12 protein-coding genes are annotated in these 15525 nt (G+C 65.6%); 3 read left to right on the top strand and 9 right to left on the bottom strand.

All coding sequences use genetic code 11. The annotated features are described in order from the left end of the window. Positions 1-8 precede the first annotated feature (8 nt). The 8 genes from KY501_RS32280 to KY501_RS32245 all read right to left on the bottom strand — a co-directional run bounded on the left by KY501_RS32280 (position 9) and on the right by KY501_RS32245 (position 8709). On the bottom strand, positions 9-2087 hold the full coding sequence (locus KY501_RS32280; protein ID WP_224367519.1) for a molybdopterin-containing oxidoreductase family protein: 2079 nt from the start codon (positions 2085-2087) through the stop codon (positions 9-11). Positions 2088-2203: 116 nt separating this feature from the next. Continuing rightward, the gene (locus KY501_RS32275) at positions 2204-2509 is read right to left on the bottom strand and encodes a hypothetical protein (RefSeq protein ID WP_224367518.1); all 306 of its coding nucleotides are present in this window, start codon (positions 2507-2509) and stop codon (positions 2204-2206) included. Between the two features lie 218 nt (positions 2510-2727). Next, positions 2728-4536: a hypothetical protein gene (locus KY501_RS32270; RefSeq protein ID WP_224367517.1), complete on the bottom strand. Its 1809-nt coding sequence runs from the start codon at positions 4534-4536 to the stop codon at positions 2728-2730. A 79-nt stretch (positions 4537-4615) separates the two neighbouring features. Beyond that, positions 4616-5476 (bottom strand): DUF7576 family protein, encoded by an 861-nt coding sequence (locus KY501_RS32265; protein WP_224367516.1) that lies wholly within the window; start codon positions 5474-5476, stop codon positions 4616-4618. Positions 5477-5564: 88 nt separating this feature from the next. After that, positions 5565-5906 (bottom strand): hypothetical protein, encoded by a 342-nt coding sequence (locus KY501_RS32260; RefSeq protein ID WP_224367515.1) that lies wholly within the window; start codon positions 5904-5906, stop codon positions 5565-5567. Positions 5907-5963: 57 nt separating this feature from the next. Beyond that, on the bottom strand, positions 5964-7079 hold the full coding sequence (locus KY501_RS32255) for a hypothetical protein (protein WP_224367514.1): 1116 nt from the start codon (positions 7077-7079) through the stop codon (positions 5964-5966). A gap of 183 nt (positions 7080-7262) precedes the next feature. After that, positions 7263-7787: a GNAT family N-acetyltransferase gene (locus tag KY501_RS32250; RefSeq protein WP_224367513.1), complete on the bottom strand. Its 525-nt coding sequence runs from the start codon at positions 7785-7787 to the stop codon at positions 7263-7265. A gap of 37 nt (positions 7788-7824) precedes the next feature. Continuing rightward, the gene (locus tag KY501_RS32245; protein WP_224367512.1) at positions 7825-8709 is read right to left on the bottom strand and encodes a sigma-70 family RNA polymerase sigma factor; all 885 of its coding nucleotides are present in this window, start codon (positions 8707-8709) and stop codon (positions 7825-7827) included. Between the two features lie 95 nt (positions 8710-8804). On the opposite strand from KY501_RS32245, the gene KY501_RS32240 reads away from it, so the two are divergent. From KY501_RS32240 to KY501_RS32230, 3 genes are all read left to right on the top strand, one after another. Next, on the top strand, positions 8805-9263 hold the full coding sequence (locus KY501_RS32240) for a carboxymuconolactone decarboxylase family protein (RefSeq protein WP_224367511.1): 459 nt from the start codon (positions 8805-8807) through the stop codon (positions 9261-9263). Positions 9264-9375: 112 nt separating this feature from the next. Next, positions 9376-11247, top strand: a complete 1872-nt coding sequence (locus tag KY501_RS32235) for an AAA-like domain-containing protein (RefSeq protein WP_224367510.1) — start codon at positions 9376-9378, stop codon at positions 11245-11247. After that, positions 11247-14630, top strand: a complete 3384-nt coding sequence (locus KY501_RS32230; RefSeq protein WP_224367509.1) for an AAA-like domain-containing protein — start codon at positions 11247-11249, stop codon at positions 14628-14630. Before KY501_RS32235 ends, KY501_RS32230 begins: the two co-directional genes overlap by 1 nt. Before the next feature lie 23 nt (positions 14631-14653). Here the strand turns inward: KY501_RS32230 and lolA are convergent, their stop codons facing one another. Further along, positions 14654-15367 carry an outer membrane lipoprotein periplasmic chaperone LolA gene (lolA, locus tag KY501_RS32225; protein WP_224367508.1) on the bottom strand — a complete coding sequence of 238 codons (714 nt, stop codon included), beginning with the start codon at positions 15365-15367 and terminating at the stop codon, positions 14654-14656. Positions 15368-15525 lie beyond the last annotated feature (158 nt).

Raw genomic sequence — 15525 nt, 5'->3', positions numbered from 1 at the left:
TTCCCCGCTCAGCACGCTCCCTCGACCTCCACGAGATTATCGTAGAACGTCGCCCCGCCGCCCATGTCGGTCACCGTCTGCGAAGTCGTGTGGTTCACGTTCCGCCCATCAGGTGTGAGCGAGCTCAACCAGAGCGCCGGAGCGACGACCACCCCCGGTCGCGCCCTCTCCGTCACGACGGCATCGGCCAGGAATGCGCCGCGATCGTTCCGGATACGGACCCTCTGGCCGCTGATGATCGAGCGCGCCGCCGCGTCGATGGGATGGATCTCCAGGTGCGGGCCCTTCTCGAAGCGCGCCAGCACATTGCTGAACGTGCTGTTCAAGAAGTAATGACCGGGCGGTGAGATCAGCGCCAGCGGATAGCGTGCAAAGAGCTCAGGGCTCGACGCGCTGCTCTCCCGTGGGGGAGTCCATGTCGGCAGCGGGTCATGGCCGTCGCGGGCCATCCTCGCGGAGAAGAGCTCGCACTTGCCGGAGGGCGTCGAGAAGCCTCCTTCGGCGTACGGCGCGAATGGCGTCGGAACATTCAGGCGCACCGCTCCCTCGGCTTGAACGCGCTCGAGTGTGATCCCCGCGAGCCATGGGTGCTCGCTCTGCAGCGCCTGCCGTGCCATGGATTCGTCACTGTCCTGGAAGCACGGGTCGCTGAATCCCATGTGCGCCGCGAGCCTCCGGAAGAGGTCCGTATTCGGGATGGCCTCGCCGAGCGGCGCGATGGCCGCCGCGTTCCACATGACATACAGGTGACCGTAACCGATGTGCATATCCACGTGCTCGAGCTGCGTGGTCGCCGGGAGGAGGAGATCCGCGAAGTTGGCCGTGTCCGTGTGGAACTGCTCGTGAACGACCGTGAAGAGATCCTCGCGCCGGAGCCCGGCCTTGACGCGCTCCAGGTCGGGAGCCACGCTGGCTGGATTCGAATTGTAGACAAAGAGGGCCTTGACGGGTGGGTTGGTGACCTCCGTGAGGATCCGTCCGAGCTCGACCATGTTGAGAGTGCGGGTGCCGGGCGGGATCAGCTCAAAACGCTGCAACGCGGCATGATTGACCGGGAAAGTTTCGTAGGTCCATAGCTGGACACCGCCAGAGGCGGAGCGCCATGCGCCGGTCACCGCTGGCAAGCACGAGATGGCGCGCACCGCCATCCCTCCGCCGGCGTGGCGCTGCATCCCGAAATTCAGGCGGATGGCTGCAGGCTTGCACGTCGCGTATTCAACCGCGAGGGCTTCGACCGACGCCGCGGGGATCCCGCAGATGGCCGCCACACGATCAGGCGGGTACTCGGCGGCGCGCTCTGCCAGCTCGTTCCGGCCCACGCAGTATCGGTCCATATAATCCTCGTCGCCCAGGCCGTCACGGAAGATGACGTGCATCATCCCGAGCGCCAGCGCCGCGTCAGTCCCGGGCAGCAGCGCGATATGCTCATCGCACTGCTCCGCGGTCCGCGTCCTCCGTGGATCGATCGCTATCACCCTCGCCCCTCTCTTGCGCGCCGCAGTGACGAACGGCCAGAGGTGGGGGTTCGAGGTCAGCGTGTTGGTGCCCCACAGGAGGATCGTGCGCGCTCCGTCGAAGCCCTCTGTATCCATGCCCATGGAACTACCCACGCTGTAGGCCATGCCGACCATGCCGGCGGAGCCGCAGATCGTGCGATCGAGGAGCGAGGCGCCGAGCTTGTGGAAGAACCGTCGATCCATCGAACTGCCGTGCAGGAGCCCGAGCGTGCCGCTGAACGAGTACGGCAGGATTGCTTGCGCCCCCCACACCGCGATGATCTCCTTGAACCGGTGCGCGATCTCGTCGAGCGCCTCCTTCCAGGAGATCGGCTCGAAGCGCCCCTCACCCTTCGCGCCCACACGGCGCATCGGGTGGAGCAGGCGGTCGGCATGATAGGTACGCTCCAGGTACCGAGAGACCTTCGCGCAGAGGAATCCCTGAGTCGTCGGATGGTCGGGATTGCCTCGTACCTCGACAGCTCGGCCAGCCTTGACCGTGGTCAGCATGGAACAGGTGTCCGGGCAGTTGTGCGGGCACACGCTCCGCACGACTGTCGCTCCTGGGCCTTCGGTGATTGTGGCGCTCATCCGGAACAAGGTACCACACCGTCGTGCGGCACTTTCTCGACAGCCACGTCGCCGCCGACAGGCACGGCGGACGTTTCTGTAGGCCGGGTGCTTAGGAGGCAAGTGGACCTATGGCCTCAGCCACAGATCGGCGACCCGCCACCGGGAGGCCACGTGCAGCAGTAGCCCGAAGTCGCGCAGCAGCGATCCGGGACGACGCTGCACCCCATGATCGGCTGGTCCTCACCATCCCCCGTCAGGGCTACATGGTCCTGGGACGCTGCCTGGGACTTGTTGAACTGCTCCTGCGTATAGGCCCTGTGAGCGGCGAGGGTGGCGTCATCGTTCGCGGCGTCATCGACCGGGCCGCCGCAGGCGACGGCCGAGAGGGCGAGCAGCGCGGTGACGAGACGGAGGGTGGTGCGGCGGAGATTCTTCTTCATGCGGGTTGCTCCTGAGGTGCGTGGCTGAAGCGAGACCCAAGGTACAGGGCCCTCCCGCGCGTGAGCCCTGGGATGTCGTGAGGCGCTCCACCGGAGCCGTGAACCGGCCGGCCGCGCCGGTGAACTGACAGTGCTCCCTGCTCAGGCAGCCGCGCTCGTCGTGCTCCGTGGTTCTTGCAGACACCCTGGGCCCCACCACGGATGGCGCTCCGGCGGAGCTACACGTCCAGCGTCAAGAGGCTCTCGATGCGGTTGGCATAGGCAGTGAGCTGGGTCTTGATCTCCTTCTTGATGAAGCCCTGGGGCCGGCTCGCCTCGCGCAGTGAGGACGCGATACTCTGCAGCTTCGGCGACAACGTCTTGGGGGGGATGCGCAGCAGGACCTGATGGTTCCGCGGGAGTACCTCGAAGTAGGGCCGGAGCGGAGTCCAGAACGAGGAGATCTCGGTCCGCACCCCTTGCGTGACGTAGGGCCGCAGGGATTTGCCTTTGAGGTCCTTGGTCAGGTTGTCGAAGATGATCCCGAGCCGATACATGAAGAGGACGGAGGTGCTGGTCTGCCGCTCCAGGCACGAGGTGCCCCAGCGATACAACTGGGTGATCTGATCCGCGGCGCTCTGCCAGGTGGTGCCGACCGGCTGCACGTTCCCCGTCCACTGGTTGTACACCGGTCTCGACTCCGGCAAGCCTGTGATGTCCACGCCAATGAGCGTGCACCGGGGGGAGGCCGCCGCGAGCGCCTCGTAGACCGTGGAGATGGTATTGACGAGCGTGAACCCATTCGGAAACAGGGACTTGTCTCCCCATTGGGTGTGGTGGTTCTGGATCACGTCCCGATCGACGGTCACGAACGCGTACTTGATGGGGCGGCCGAGGTAGCGCCCCAGCGCCTTGAAGAACCGGGTGAACAGCTCCCCCAGGTCGAGCGCCGCCAGATTCAGATCACACCCCGGGGCGAGTGGCATGCCCAGCGTCGCGTTCTTGAGTCCCGAGAGCCTGCGGTTCTGGGTACTGCCCTGAGGGTCCACCTGGGTCCAATCGGAGCTCATCGAGGAGAGGAGCGCTCCGTAGTATTGGACCAGCTCCGCATCGGACATGCGGGAGATCGCCTTCGACGCGATCTGCGTCTTCACGTTCATGACGTTGATGGGGTTGTGGGTCGTGGTGCCGTCCTTGCGCAAGACGACGGAGGTCGTCCACTTGTATTCGCCTCCCAGTCCCTCGCCGCGCAGCGTCTGCGCCGCGTTTCCGATTGAAAGATAGCAGCCGTTCTTCACGTAAGAGAGCGCCGGCAGCCCCCAGGCATCGCTCGCGACCAGCGCGCCTCCTCCGATGTCCTGGTGCTGATCGAAGTTGATGAGCGCCACCGCATCATCGTCTCCGGAGTCCATGACGGAGCGGATGGCGTACGTGCCCCAGATATACCCGGAGGTGTGGAAGCTGTTGCAGTCGCAGACAGAGAAGACCGGGAAGCCAATCTGGGACTTCAGCATCTGGCCAACGAAGCGGTCGGCGTCCTCCTTGATGATGCGGGACGAGGTGTTCCCCACGGAGGCGGTCGTGCTGACGCCCTTCATCACATACGACGCCCGGGTCTTCCCCTGGGGCGTCTGCTGGGCGTCATCCACCAGATCGTACTCTCCCGTCCTGTTGTCTTTGACGAAGTAGACCTTCTTCGGCAGGTTGTAGGCCTCCTGCATGCTCGCGACGCTGGCTGTGCGAGCGAAGCCCCCCACGGCCTTGCCCGTCCCCAACAGGGTGTCGACCGCATGGTCGTCGCCGGTGAAGACGTTCGACTCCGAGTGGTGGAACTCGAAGCGAGTCTGACCCTGGTTGATCACCGGCTTGCCCTTGTAGAGCAGGTAGCCGCACGACCCGTCCCCGAGGAAGTCGCTGAGCTCCGTGCTGATGCATCGCAGGTAGTCGCGATAGCAGTAGCGCGCGATCGTCTGCGAAGCGGTCTCGGTGTTGGGAAACGCCTCGTGGAGAATGCTGCCACTGAAGAACATCACCTTGGAGAAGATCATCGCGCGAGGCCCTCGTTGACGGGCGGTGATCATACCACGCAAGCCGCCCCACCAGCGTCCACGGAGCGAAGGCCCGTCCTCACCACACGAAAGACTTCGGCGCCTTCTGGAACGTCTTCCGGCAGTTCTCCGAGCAGAACAGGTGGTGCTGTCCTTCATGGTCGAGTGCCAGGGTGCTCGTCGGGTCCACCTCCATCCCGCAGACCGGGCACAGCGGGTGCTCCGCGGTGGACACGGGCCGCTTCGCGAATTCTGCGTTGCTCGTGGGATCCTTCCAGCCAATCCCCTGGTATTCGAGCTGGGTGGCAGTCGCTTCGGCAACCTTGCGCCCGAAGGTGCGCTCCACCACGTGCAGTGCCAGATCGACGCCCGAGGTGAGTCCACCGGCGGTGGCAACCCTGCCAGAGTCCACGAAGCGGGCGCCACGCTTGACGTCGACTTTCGGGTAGTTGGCTGCGAGCATGCCCAGTGCCGAGTGATGCGTGGTGGCCTGCTTGCCGTCGAGGATCCCCGCCGACGCGAGCACGAACGCGCCAGTGCAGACAGACAGGGTCAACTCGGCGTGGGCGCTGACCTTCTTGAGCCAGGCGAGCATCGCGGGTGACGGTTCCGCCCCAATGGCCGGGACAACGACCACGTCGGGCATGGGCGCATCGCCAAAGCCAAAGTCGGGCACCACCGTGAGCCCCCCGGAGACCTTCAGGGGTCGCTTTGCATCCGCCACGGTGAATAGCTTGTACGGCGAGCCCGAACTTCCGGGCACGTTCACATACTCGAATACTCCCCACGGGCCTGCGAAGTCGACCACCTCGGCGCCCTCCGCGAGCACGAAGGCCACGGAGATGGGGAGCTTCGGCCGCTGCTGCGAAGCGGTGGGTTCGGCGGCAATCGCAGCAGAGGCCAGGCACAGGGCCGGAAGCAAGGCATGAAGTCGTGACATGGATCTACATGTTACTGACTTCGGCAATCAGCCCTCTGCGTCTTGTTGCCACAGGTGGCAACAGCGGCCAGAAACCCGGTCGCGCCGATCAGGCCTTCCAGGACAGCTCGAACTGCTCGGTCGCCTCGAGGTTGTCGCGGATGGCGCCGAGGATCTCCTGAGCCGGCTGCGCCAGATCCACGTAGCCTTCAATCTGGAACTTGTGCGTCTCCGGGTCTCGGGTGAGCTGGCCGCGGGTGTCGCGCTTCAGGCGGCAGAACCCCTGGCCCTGCACGAAGAGGCGATCGGCCAACAGGGTCGTCATCCAGTCATAGATGACGTCGTCGTCGCACTTCACCTGGAGCGTGCCGCCGGGAGAAACGCTGATCTCCGAGAGCGCGCCCTGCGCGTAGGACTCACTGGCCTTGGGGGTGGCGAGAAGGGTGGTCATTGAGAATGATCCTTAGAGGAAAGATGGAAAGAGAAGAGAGCGGGAGGGTGGTGGCTACTACCCAATGGTCGGCACGTTCATCTGTTCCCCAGCCATGCCATAGAAGTACTTGCGCTTGTCCTCCATGCCGTTGAGGTTGGTCATGGTGGTCTCATCGGCCCGCAGGGCGAGGTGTGCCGGATTGTTGGAATCACGTCCCAGGTTGAGCCGCTGCTGCTCGAGGAACTTGGTCTGGCCCTCGAAGGACATCACCTGCACGTTGTGGTTGGGCCCCAGCGACGAGTTCAGCCGCGACTGCATGTCCGAGACCCGGTCCGCCGGGACGAACACGCGCTGGAGGTTGTCCTTGAAGGGGACGGCGCCGTTCACGGCGACCTCTCCCGGCCCCATGCCCATGGGCTTGGCGTCCAACCCGTTGCCCTTGAAGTCGAACATCATGGGGAAGGGCGTCTCCCGGCCGGGCATGTTCTGGCGCAGGCTCTGCTCCGCCTCCAGGTGCCGCAGGCGCGCCTCCACGCGAGGCCTGTCCACCATGTTGCCATAGGCCTTGTCGGCGGGGGCATTCCAGTTGGCGAGCAGGTTCTTCGACTGGGCAATCTCGTTCTTCAGCTGGGCGTCCGAGAAGAGGTGGGGGCTGTAGCTGGCCGAGTTCGCCGTCTGCTGGAAGTACGCGCGGGAGGTGCCCAGGCCCTGGGCGCCCTGACCGAAGCTGATGAAGTCCTTCTCGCCCGCCTGCGCGCTGTACTGATCTCCCTCGCCCGTTCGGCGCTGGATGCCCTGCTGGTTGAGCAGCGACGGGGGCGCCAGCCCTCCCGTCTTGCTCATGCCGTCCCACGCGGCCGACGAGGTGGAGTGATAGAGCCCGTTGGGGGCGGGGAAGCCACCCGGCGCGGTCTGCAGCGAGTTGACGTCCTGCTTGATCTGCTGCTTCGTGGGGTTGGGCGCGAACAGGTTCCCCGGATTCATCCGGGACCAGAGGGAGGGGTTGGAGGTGGACGGGCCGCCGCGCGGCAGGCCGCGGGTCTGGCCGAAGGAATCCGCGACAGCGGGAGGACGCGAAGGGGTCGCCAGGGGCTTGCTCGGCGCGCTCGGCCCTGAGGTGGGGCTGCGGGGTGCGGACGGAGCGGGCTTGGAGATGGACGGGAGCTTGAAAGAGGGGAACTTGCTTTTCATGGGAGCCTCTGGGGAGCGTGCCTGAGAAGCTGGATTGCACCGGGTGTGCCAGGCCCAGGTGGGACAGCGCTCCCTCTGGGGCGCTGATCCGTTGGCCCGGTCAGCTGGTGGATCCAGTCACCAGATCCTGGGCAGAGGGGGTGTCTGCTGTCACCAGGCTCCGTCCCCTGCGTCCTCGAGTCCTCACTCCCAGGGGGGCAACCGTGAGTCGAGCCGCAGGCGCTCGCGCACCACCTCCCGCAGCGGAGGCCTCACCCGCCGGCGCGTGTCCTCGGTCAGCTCGAGGTGCAGGTAGAGCAGGTGCAGCCCGGGCCGGATGGCGTCGGGCACGGTGCGGTCCAGGGTGAAGCCCAGCCGGGTGTAGAAGCCCACCGTGTCGCTGCTGGTATTCAGGTGCACCTCCTGGATCCCGGGCAGTTGGCAGGCCAGGCACAGGCGGAAGGCGGTGAGGGCCAGGCCCAGGCCCTGGCGGTGCAGGCGCTCCTCCACCATGCCCCAGCACAGATCCACCCGCTCCTCCCGACAGGCGATGCCCCCGCAGGCGACCACCCGCTCTTCGCGCTCCAGCACGAAGTAGGGCCCCACCTCGCCATCCACGAAGCGCAGGAAGTCCGGCTCCTCGGCCTCGGTGAAGGAGGCCGGCACGTTGCTGCGGAAGACGGCGAGGACGGCATCGCGGTCCGCGCGCTGGTAGGGGCGAAGGAGCATGTTCACGAGCCTAATGCACGGGCCGGGCAGCTCGGAATCAGTCGCCCACGACCGCCAGTTCGAGCTGGCGGAGCCGCTCGGGGGCGGCGATCGCCTCGAGCTGGACGATCTTCCCCTGAGCGAGCGTGAAGCGGAGCACGAGGAGCAGCCGTCCACGCGGAGCCACGACGAGCCCCACGTTCCCATCCACGAGCGCCAGTCGCGCGAGCCGGGCTCCCCGAGAAGAGGCGAGCGCGTGTTGGGCGGAGTCCAGCGCGCCGTGGACCTCCGGCGGCGCGCCCGAGGGTACGGCTTCGCGGTCGGAGCGAACCACGACGTTCGGGTCGAGCATCGTGAGGAGCGCGTTGAGATCCCCCGCGCGCAGGGCCGCGAGGAAGGCGTCGACCACGTCTCGCTGGAGGGTGAGCTCGGCTTCGGGGACCTTGGCAGCTCCCTGCACCCGGCGGCGTGCGCGGCTGGCGAGCTGCCTCGTCGCGGCGGGCGAGCGCCCCACGACGGCAGCGATCTCGTCGAAGGGCACGGAGAACAGGTCGTGCATCACGAAGGCGACGCGCTCGGCGGGAGCCAGCGTGTCGAGCACCACGAGCAGCGCGAGCCCGACCGAGTCCGCCAGGAGCGACTCCTGCTCGGGGTCGACGCCGCCCTCGCGGTTGATGATGGGTTCGGGCAGGTGGACACCCAGGGCATCCTCGCGCCGTGACTCGCGCGAGCGCAGCATGTCCAGGCACACCCGGGCGACGACCGTGCTCAGCCAGCCCCCGAGGTTCTCCACGCCACCCGTGTCAGCTCGGCTGAGCCTCAACCAGGACTCCTGGACGGCGTCATCCGCCTCGCTCAGCGAGCCGAGCATCCGGTAGGCCACCCCTCGGAGATGGGTCCGGTGCTCCTCGAAGCGCTCCGCAAGCACCTGATTTTCGTACATCGGTCACAACCTCCCGCCGCCATTCGTCATGTCAGTGACGACCGAGAAACGGTCGTGGAGCCCCATACACCGGATGTCCCGGAAGGAGAGCCGTGATGCAAGCCCGGATGAAGAATCCCGCGATGATCGTTCCTGATGCAATGCAGGCCCTGATGGCGCTGGGCAAGTCCCTGAGCAAGGGCGGAGTGCCGGCGAGGACGCTCGAGCTGGTCCACCTGCGCGCCAGCCAGATCAACGGCTGCGGCCTGTGCGTGGACATGCACGCGCGCGACCTCAAGAAGGGAGGGGAGACCGACGAGCGCCTCTTCGCGGTGGCGGCCTGGCGGGACGCGCCCTACTTCAATGACGCCGAGCGCGCCGCGTTGGCGCTCACCGAGGCCGTCACCCGGATGAGTGACCGGTCGGAACCGGTTCCCGATGAGATCTGGAAGGAGGCCACGCGGTACTACGAGGAGCCGGCGCTGGCCACGCTGATCCTGTCCATTGCCACGATCAACCTCTGGAACCGCCTCAACGTCACCACCCGGCAGGTGGCGGGCTCGTACAAGGGCTGAGAGGCGCTCGTACTCCTTGTAATACGGATGCTCATGAGGGGCGTCAACACGCTGTGCTAGCGTTCTTCCTCCGAGGCGCCCACGCTCTTGCGGCGGGCGGAGAACGCGCGTCATGGAAGACTTGCTGGCCTGGCTGAAAGAGAGAATCCGCCGCAAGGAGGTCGTGTGTGTCGTGGGGGCCGGGGTGTCCATTGCCTCGACCTCCCCAGCCATGAGCAAGGTGGCCTCCTGGAAGGGGCTGCTGCACCACGGCCTGCTCCGCTGCAAGGCCGAGATGGGCGCAGCCCTCTCGCCTGAGTCCGAGAAGCGCTGGAGCGAAGCCATCGATTCGAAGGATCTCGATGAGGTCCTTTCAGCCACCGAGTTCATCACCAGCAAGCTGGGCGCACCCCACGGCGGGACCTACCGCACGTGGCTGCGGGATACCGTGGGCTCCATGCAGGTGGGCAACCCCGCGGTCATCGAGGCGATCGCTGCGCTCGGCGTTCCCATCTTCACCACGAATTACGATCCGTTGCTCGAGCAGGTCACAAAGCTCAACCCCATCACCTGGCTCCGGCGCGACAAAGTGGAGCGAGTCCTCCATGGCGAGGAGCGCGGCATCATCCACCTGCATGGCCACTGGGACGAGCCCGCCTCGGTCATCCTGGGCATTCGCTCTTACGTCAACATTGGAGAGGACCAGCATGCCCAGGCCGTGCTCGAGGCCCTCTACACGACCAAGACGTTTCTCTTCATTGGCTATGGCGCTGGCCTGGAGGATCCGAACTTCGGGCGGTTGATGCGCTGGGGTGCCAGGGTTTTCGAGAACTCGGAGTTCGTTCATGTCCGGCTCGGGCTCTCGGCGGAGGCGGCCGCTGCGCCCGCTGCTCCTGATGCCCGGGTGCGCGTGCTCTCCTATGGAGACACTTACGGTGAGCTGGCCCCCTTCCTGCGGAGCCTCGCTCCCTCGGCGGGGCATTCGCGCGGAGAATCGCCCTATCTCGAGCGCGCGGCGGATGGTGCTGTGCAGACGGCCCTCAAGGGCCGGGATGCCATGATTGTCGTTCGAGGCTTGCCGCAGACGGGAAAGACGCGGCTCCTGTCGCGGATCCGGAGCTGGATTGGCTCGGAAGGCCAGAGCAGCGTCTCCGTGGACGTCCAGGAACTCCGGAGCCAAGCCGCTGCCCGGATCTCGGCGGCCCCGGACGCATTGGGCCAGTTCAACGCCTTCGCCCAGGAGTTTGCGGAGGCACTGGCCAGGCAGTGCTCACCCGCGCTCCGGCCCAGCGACGTCTGGGAGGATGCCTACAACAAGAGGCTGCCTCCCATCGACAAGCTCACCATCTTCGTCCAGAACGGCCTTCTGGCGGCAGGCCCTCTCTACCTGGTGCTCGATAACGTGGATGCCATCATCGAGGATCCCTGGCGTGACGACTTCTTCGCCATGCTTCGGAGCTGGTACGACGAGATCCAGAAGTCCTCCGAGGATTCTCCCTGGCGCAGGCTGAGACTGGTGCTCTCGCACTGGGCAGATCCCCTCCTGCTCATGCGCAAGCGCAACCAGTCCCCCTTCTTCGTGGGCGTCCGGGTGGAGCTCACGGACTTCGACCGGGTCCAGCTCGAGCGCCTCAACAGCATGTATGGCAGCCCGCTGCATGACGAGCATCTCTCCGAGATGCTGCAGTTGCTGGGCGGGCATCCCTACCTCACCGAGCATACCTTCACGCTCCTGCGCCCCAAGCGAACCACGTGGAGTGTGCTCAAACAGAATGCAACGGATGAGGATGGGCCTTATGGAGAGCACCTGCGCGAGCGCCATGAACGCATCTCGGCCGCCTCCGGGTTGGCCAGCGCGATGAAGAACGTGCTCCGCAAGGGAAGCTGCCCAGACGAGGGGACCTTGTCCCGCTTGCGCTCCCTGGGCGTGGTCCGTGGGGATATCGTCAAGAGGGTCAAGCCTCGCTGCCAGCTCTATGCGGACTTCCTGCGCACGAGGCTGTAGTGGAACCTGTACCCTCCAACAAATACTTCCACGCCGGAGGGACGCTTCCGCTCCACTTCGAGGGCTACGTCAAGCGGCCCGCGGACGAGGCCTTCGTCCAGGCCCTCAGCGCCGGTGAGTTCTGCTACGTCCTCACGGCCCGGCAGTTCGGCAAGTCCAGCCTGATGGTGCGCGCGAAGAGGCGCCTGGAGGCCGCGGGAATCACCACGGCGGAGATCGACGTGAGCACCATGGGCTCGCTGCATGATCCCGCGCTCTGGTATCTGACGTTCGTCCACCGGCTGGGAGACAAACTGCAGCTGCCTCAGTTGAAGGAATGGTGGGATGGCGCGGACCCGATCGCTCTTGCCGAGCGCTTGCTCGACTTGCTCCGCAAGGTCCTTGTCGTCGTGCCGCACCCCGTGGTCATCCTGGTGGATGAGATTGACAGCACCCTGAACCTCCAGTTCACGGACGACTTCTTCGCGGCCATCCGCGCGGCCTACAACCTGCGCGCGACGGAGCCCGCGTTCAACAGGCTGACGTTTGGGCTCATGGGAGTGGCCTCTCCGAGCGATCTCATCAAGGACGAGACGCGCACGCCCTTCAACATTGGCAAGCGGATTGCGCTGGATGACTTCCGGCTCGAGGAAGCGGAGGTGCTCACGCGAGCCCTCCCAGGCGACGCGAAGACGCAAGACGCGCTCATCCAACGCATCTTCTACTGGACAGGGGGGCATCCCTACCTGACCCAGCGTTTGTGCTCCGCGATCGCGAATCGGCCAGACTCCGCCGTCCCCAGCGCGGTGGATGCCCTGGTCGAACAGTTGATCCTGTCTCCGGAGGGCAACTACGACGACAACATCCGGTTCGTGCGTGAGCGCCTGCTGAGGAGTGAGCGGCGCGACGACATTCTTCGCGTCTACCGCCGCGTCCGAGGCGGCAAGCAGGTTCGCTTCGATCCGCGGGCTCCCGTCCAGTCGGAGCTGCTGCTCTCCGGGGTGGTCACCCGGCGGGAGGAGCAGATCGTGGTGCGCAACCGGATTTATGAGAAGGCCTTTGATCTGGCCTGGACGCGCAAGGTCCTGCCCATCAACTGGACGGGGCCTCTCGCGGCGGCCGCGTCAGCCGTGGCGGTGGCGCTCCTGGTCCTGTACGGGTACCAGCAACTGCACGTCATCCCGTCGCGGTACGCCGCGGAGCTGGCGGGCTATGGCAGCGACGTTCCCAGCTACGTTGCGGAGGACAAGGCCCGGCAGCTGGCGTCCGTTTGGGGCAGAGCCCACGAGGCCTCGGGGCTGCTGGCCGAATATTGGGATCGCCGGGCGGACACCAAGCAGCGGGAGCTGGACTTCGAAGGCGAGATGCTGCTGCGCCTTCGCGCGTTGACGATCTCCGATGACGTGAAGCGCCGGCAACATATCAACCAGCTCGCCCGGGCGCTCGAGCCGAGAGACCATATCGTCCGCCGCGGAGGTGCGCTGGGCTATAGCGACGACGGCCGTCTCGCGTTCATCTCGTCCCAGGACAAGCTGTCCATCAGGGACATGCGCTCCGGCAGCACGCGGAACATACCGGGGGTGACTCCCGCGCTCAGCGCTCTGAGCAAGAACAAGCAGGTGTCCACGCTGAGCGGTGACGGCAGCCAATTCGTCACCTGCCTTGGCGCCGAATGCCAGTGGAGAGATGCCAACACCGGAGGAGACCTTTCCCGCGTGGTCCTGCCCAAGAAGCCCAGGCGGTTTGCCCTCAGCTCCGATGGCAGCACGCTGGCGGCCGTGCTCGAGGACCACACTGTGGCGGCCGTCAAGCAGGACGGCTCCTCCAAGATCTTCCGGCCCCCGGGTGGGGGGGGCGCGTTGGGAGTCAGCTCCACCGGGCGTTTTGTCGGGCTCATCAACACGGGCAGCATCACGCTGCTGGACACGGTGCGGGGAGAGACCGTCAACCTCTACACCTTCCAGCTCTCCCTGAAGTCGATCCTCCGCGCCAGCGCCAACTCCGAGGCGTTCTCCGTGGATATCTGGAGTCCCCAGGAGGTGAGGTTCAGTCCTGACGAGTCTGTCATGGCGGTGGCCTATGGCTCGGAAGTGCTGCTCTGGGATACGTCCCTGCGGGAGTTGCTCGGCCAGGTAGCGACGGGCGGCCAGGTTCAGGACATGGCCTTCTCCGCGGATTCCAAGCTCCTCGCCTTGGCGGACTCCGGGACCAACATCATTGTCTACGAGGCCCGCCGCCAGAAGCGGCTCTACCTCATCAAGAACCCGGGGCGCGCCAACTTCGTCCGCTTCACTCCAGAGGGGCTTCTCCTGGCGGATGCCTCGGGCATCGTGCGCTACTGGCGGCCTCCGTCCGCGAGCGAGGCGGACCAGATGTGCCCCACCCGCAGATGGGGCGAGCTGCTGCCGAATGGCCGGATCGTGGTCCGAGACCTTCTGGGCGCCTGGGGAGGTCCCGGCGCCGTGATCCTCGCCAAGGACGGCAAGATGGAGCTGGGCGCATACCCTTCGGCGGATGCAGTCTTTCTGGATCCCAACCATATGATTGCGCTGCTGTACGACAAGCAGGGGATCATCCGGGCGATTGACGCGTCCACGGGGAAGCTCCTTCGGGGCAAGCAGCGGGTGGGCGCGAATGCCCGATCCGTGCTGATGGGACTGAGTGACGACACCTCTCTGGTGGGGGTCGCCAAGGATTATCCCTGGTTCCCATCGCCAGTGGCGTTCAATCCCTCCGAGCTGCGCATCTACGGCTTCGCGAGCGGACAGCTCGTTCAGATCATTCGTGGAGAGCGGGAGGATCCGATCTCTGACTTCAAGTTCGTTCCCAAGGGCAGGCTGGTCGCCATCTTGTTTTCGGACCGTGTGGAGATCGTGGACGGTGTATCGGGCGAGCTGAAATGCCGCACGAACTCCGTCCCTGTTCTCTCGGCCGCCGAGGTGGAGCTGGATGCGACGGGCCAGCACTTCCTGGTCAAGGAGGGAGCCCAGGTCCGGGTGTTCGACACCGCCAACTGCCAGTTGGAGTCGACCCTGGCATATCAAGCCAAGGTGAGTTCGAGCATGGAGGCGTGGTTTCTGGCGAGTGGAGCCATTGCGACCTATGCGAATGGAGCCATCCAGCTCTGGGACACGGATGGGCACCTGCTGGCGACGCGGTATGTCGGCTTCATGGCGGGCCGGCCCCTGCAGGAGCCGGGCAGCAAGAGCTTGAAGGTCGCTCTCTATGTGGGGGATGGGTGGATCTCTCTTCGCGACATCCAGCTGGATGAAGCTGATGTTCCTCCCATCGCCGGAGAGTCGAGCAGGCTGTATGAGGAGTGGGCCACACGGTTGGACGCGCGGATCGACCCGCGGGGGGAGGTGCCGGCTCCCAACAAGCTCTCGCCCGCGGAAGCGGAGTAGCGCGAGATGCTGCTCTGCCAGGCTCACGGACCAGGGTACAGCCTGTCACTGCTGTTGAAGTCATCGACGCGCGTGCCCTCGGGCGGGTTGAGCTTGAAGCTGTCTGCCTTGAGCTTCACGTTGGTCTTCAAGTCCAGGAAGGAGATGGTGTTCTCGGCACCGTCCGGATCCACCACGGTGCTCTTGAGGACCTGACCGGTGCTGGAGTCCACCTCCAAGCGCACCTGGGTGAAGCGCGGATCGGAATGCACCGGATCCAGCACCAGGAGGGCGCCCTTGCAGTCCGCGCACTTGCCCTGAGTGATGTTGAACTCCCGGGCCAACTGTCCCCGCCCCAGCAGGAAGCTCACCGAGGGCGAGAGCTTGCTCGTCTCGAGGCTGAGCACCATGATCGACTCCGCCTCGACGGAGTAGATGTACGCCTTGTTGCCCGTCAGCACGTAGGTGGTCTTCCCGGGCGACTCGTACTCCCAGCGCATCAGCGCGGGCTTCTTGTAGAGCACCGTCCCCGTGGACGTCCGGGTGCGGTTGAACGTCTTGTACTTGTAGTCCTGCTTGAAGCTCGCCTTGAAGTCTTGCGTCTTCTCGTAGAAGGACTGCATCCGCTCCACAAGAGGCTTCACCTCGGGGGCGATGCTGCCCTGGGTGGGCTCGGCGGGCTTGGGCGCGGGGGCTGAGGGCTTTGTCCCGGCGGGGGCCGCGGACAGCAGGGACACGAGCAGGATTTCGATCAGCATGGCAGGACGGCCTTCGCTCAGGGCTGGTGGCCCATTATGCCTTCCAAGACGGGTGGGCGGTTGTGGCTCGGGCGCCCACGCACAGTTGGCGGTACGAGACGCTCCGCCAGAGAGCTGGCGGCGGGGGCTGATTGACAAACGGAGTGCGCGTTCCGTAT

Origin of the sequence: Hyalangium versicolor (genome assembly GCF_020103695.1) — a bacterium.
Taxonomy (GTDB): domain Bacteria; phylum Myxococcota; class Myxococcia; order Myxococcales; family Myxococcaceae; genus Hyalangium; species Hyalangium versicolor.
Note: the sequence above shows the minus strand (reverse complement) of the source record. Positions and strands in the feature narration are given on the sequence as shown.

Bases quoted from the DNA above. Each gene is read 5' to 3' on its own strand.
- KY501_RS32275 (WP_224367518.1), bottom strand. From the start codon at position 2,509: ATGAAGAAGAATCTCCGCCGCACCACCCTCCGTCTCGTCACCGCGCTG.
- KY501_RS32235 (WP_224367510.1), top strand. From the start codon at position 9,376: ATGGAAGACTTGCTGGCCTGGCTGAAAGAGAGAATCCGCCGCAAGGAG.
- KY501_RS32265 (WP_224367516.1), bottom strand. From the start codon at position 5,476: ATGTCACGACTTCATGCCTTGCTTCCGGCCCTGTGCCTGGCCTCTGCT.
- lolA (WP_224367508.1), bottom strand. From the start codon at position 15,367: ATGCTGATCGAAATCCTGCTCGTGTCCCTGCTGTCCGCGGCCCCCGCC.
- KY501_RS32245 (WP_224367512.1), bottom strand. From the start codon at position 8,709: ATGTACGAAAATCAGGTGCTTGCGGAGCGCTTCGAGGAGCACCGGACC.
- KY501_RS32280 (WP_224367519.1), bottom strand. From the start codon at position 2,087: ATGAGCGCCACAATCACCGAAGGCCCAGGAGCGACAGTCGTGCGGAGC.
- KY501_RS32250 (WP_224367513.1), bottom strand. From the start codon at position 7,787: ATGCTCCTTCGCCCCTACCAGCGCGCGGACCGCGATGCCGTCCTCGCC.
- KY501_RS32240 (WP_224367511.1), top strand. From the start codon at position 8,805: ATGCAAGCCCGGATGAAGAATCCCGCGATGATCGTTCCTGATGCAATG.
- KY501_RS32270 (WP_224367517.1), bottom strand. From the start codon at position 4,536: ATGATCTTCTCCAAGGTGATGTTCTTCAGTGGCAGCATTCTCCACGAG.
- KY501_RS32260 (WP_224367515.1), bottom strand. From the start codon at position 5,906: ATGACCACCCTTCTCGCCACCCCCAAGGCCAGTGAGTCCTACGCGCAG.
- KY501_RS32255 (WP_224367514.1), bottom strand. From the start codon at position 7,079: ATGAAAAGCAAGTTCCCCTCTTTCAAGCTCCCGTCCATCTCCAAGCCC.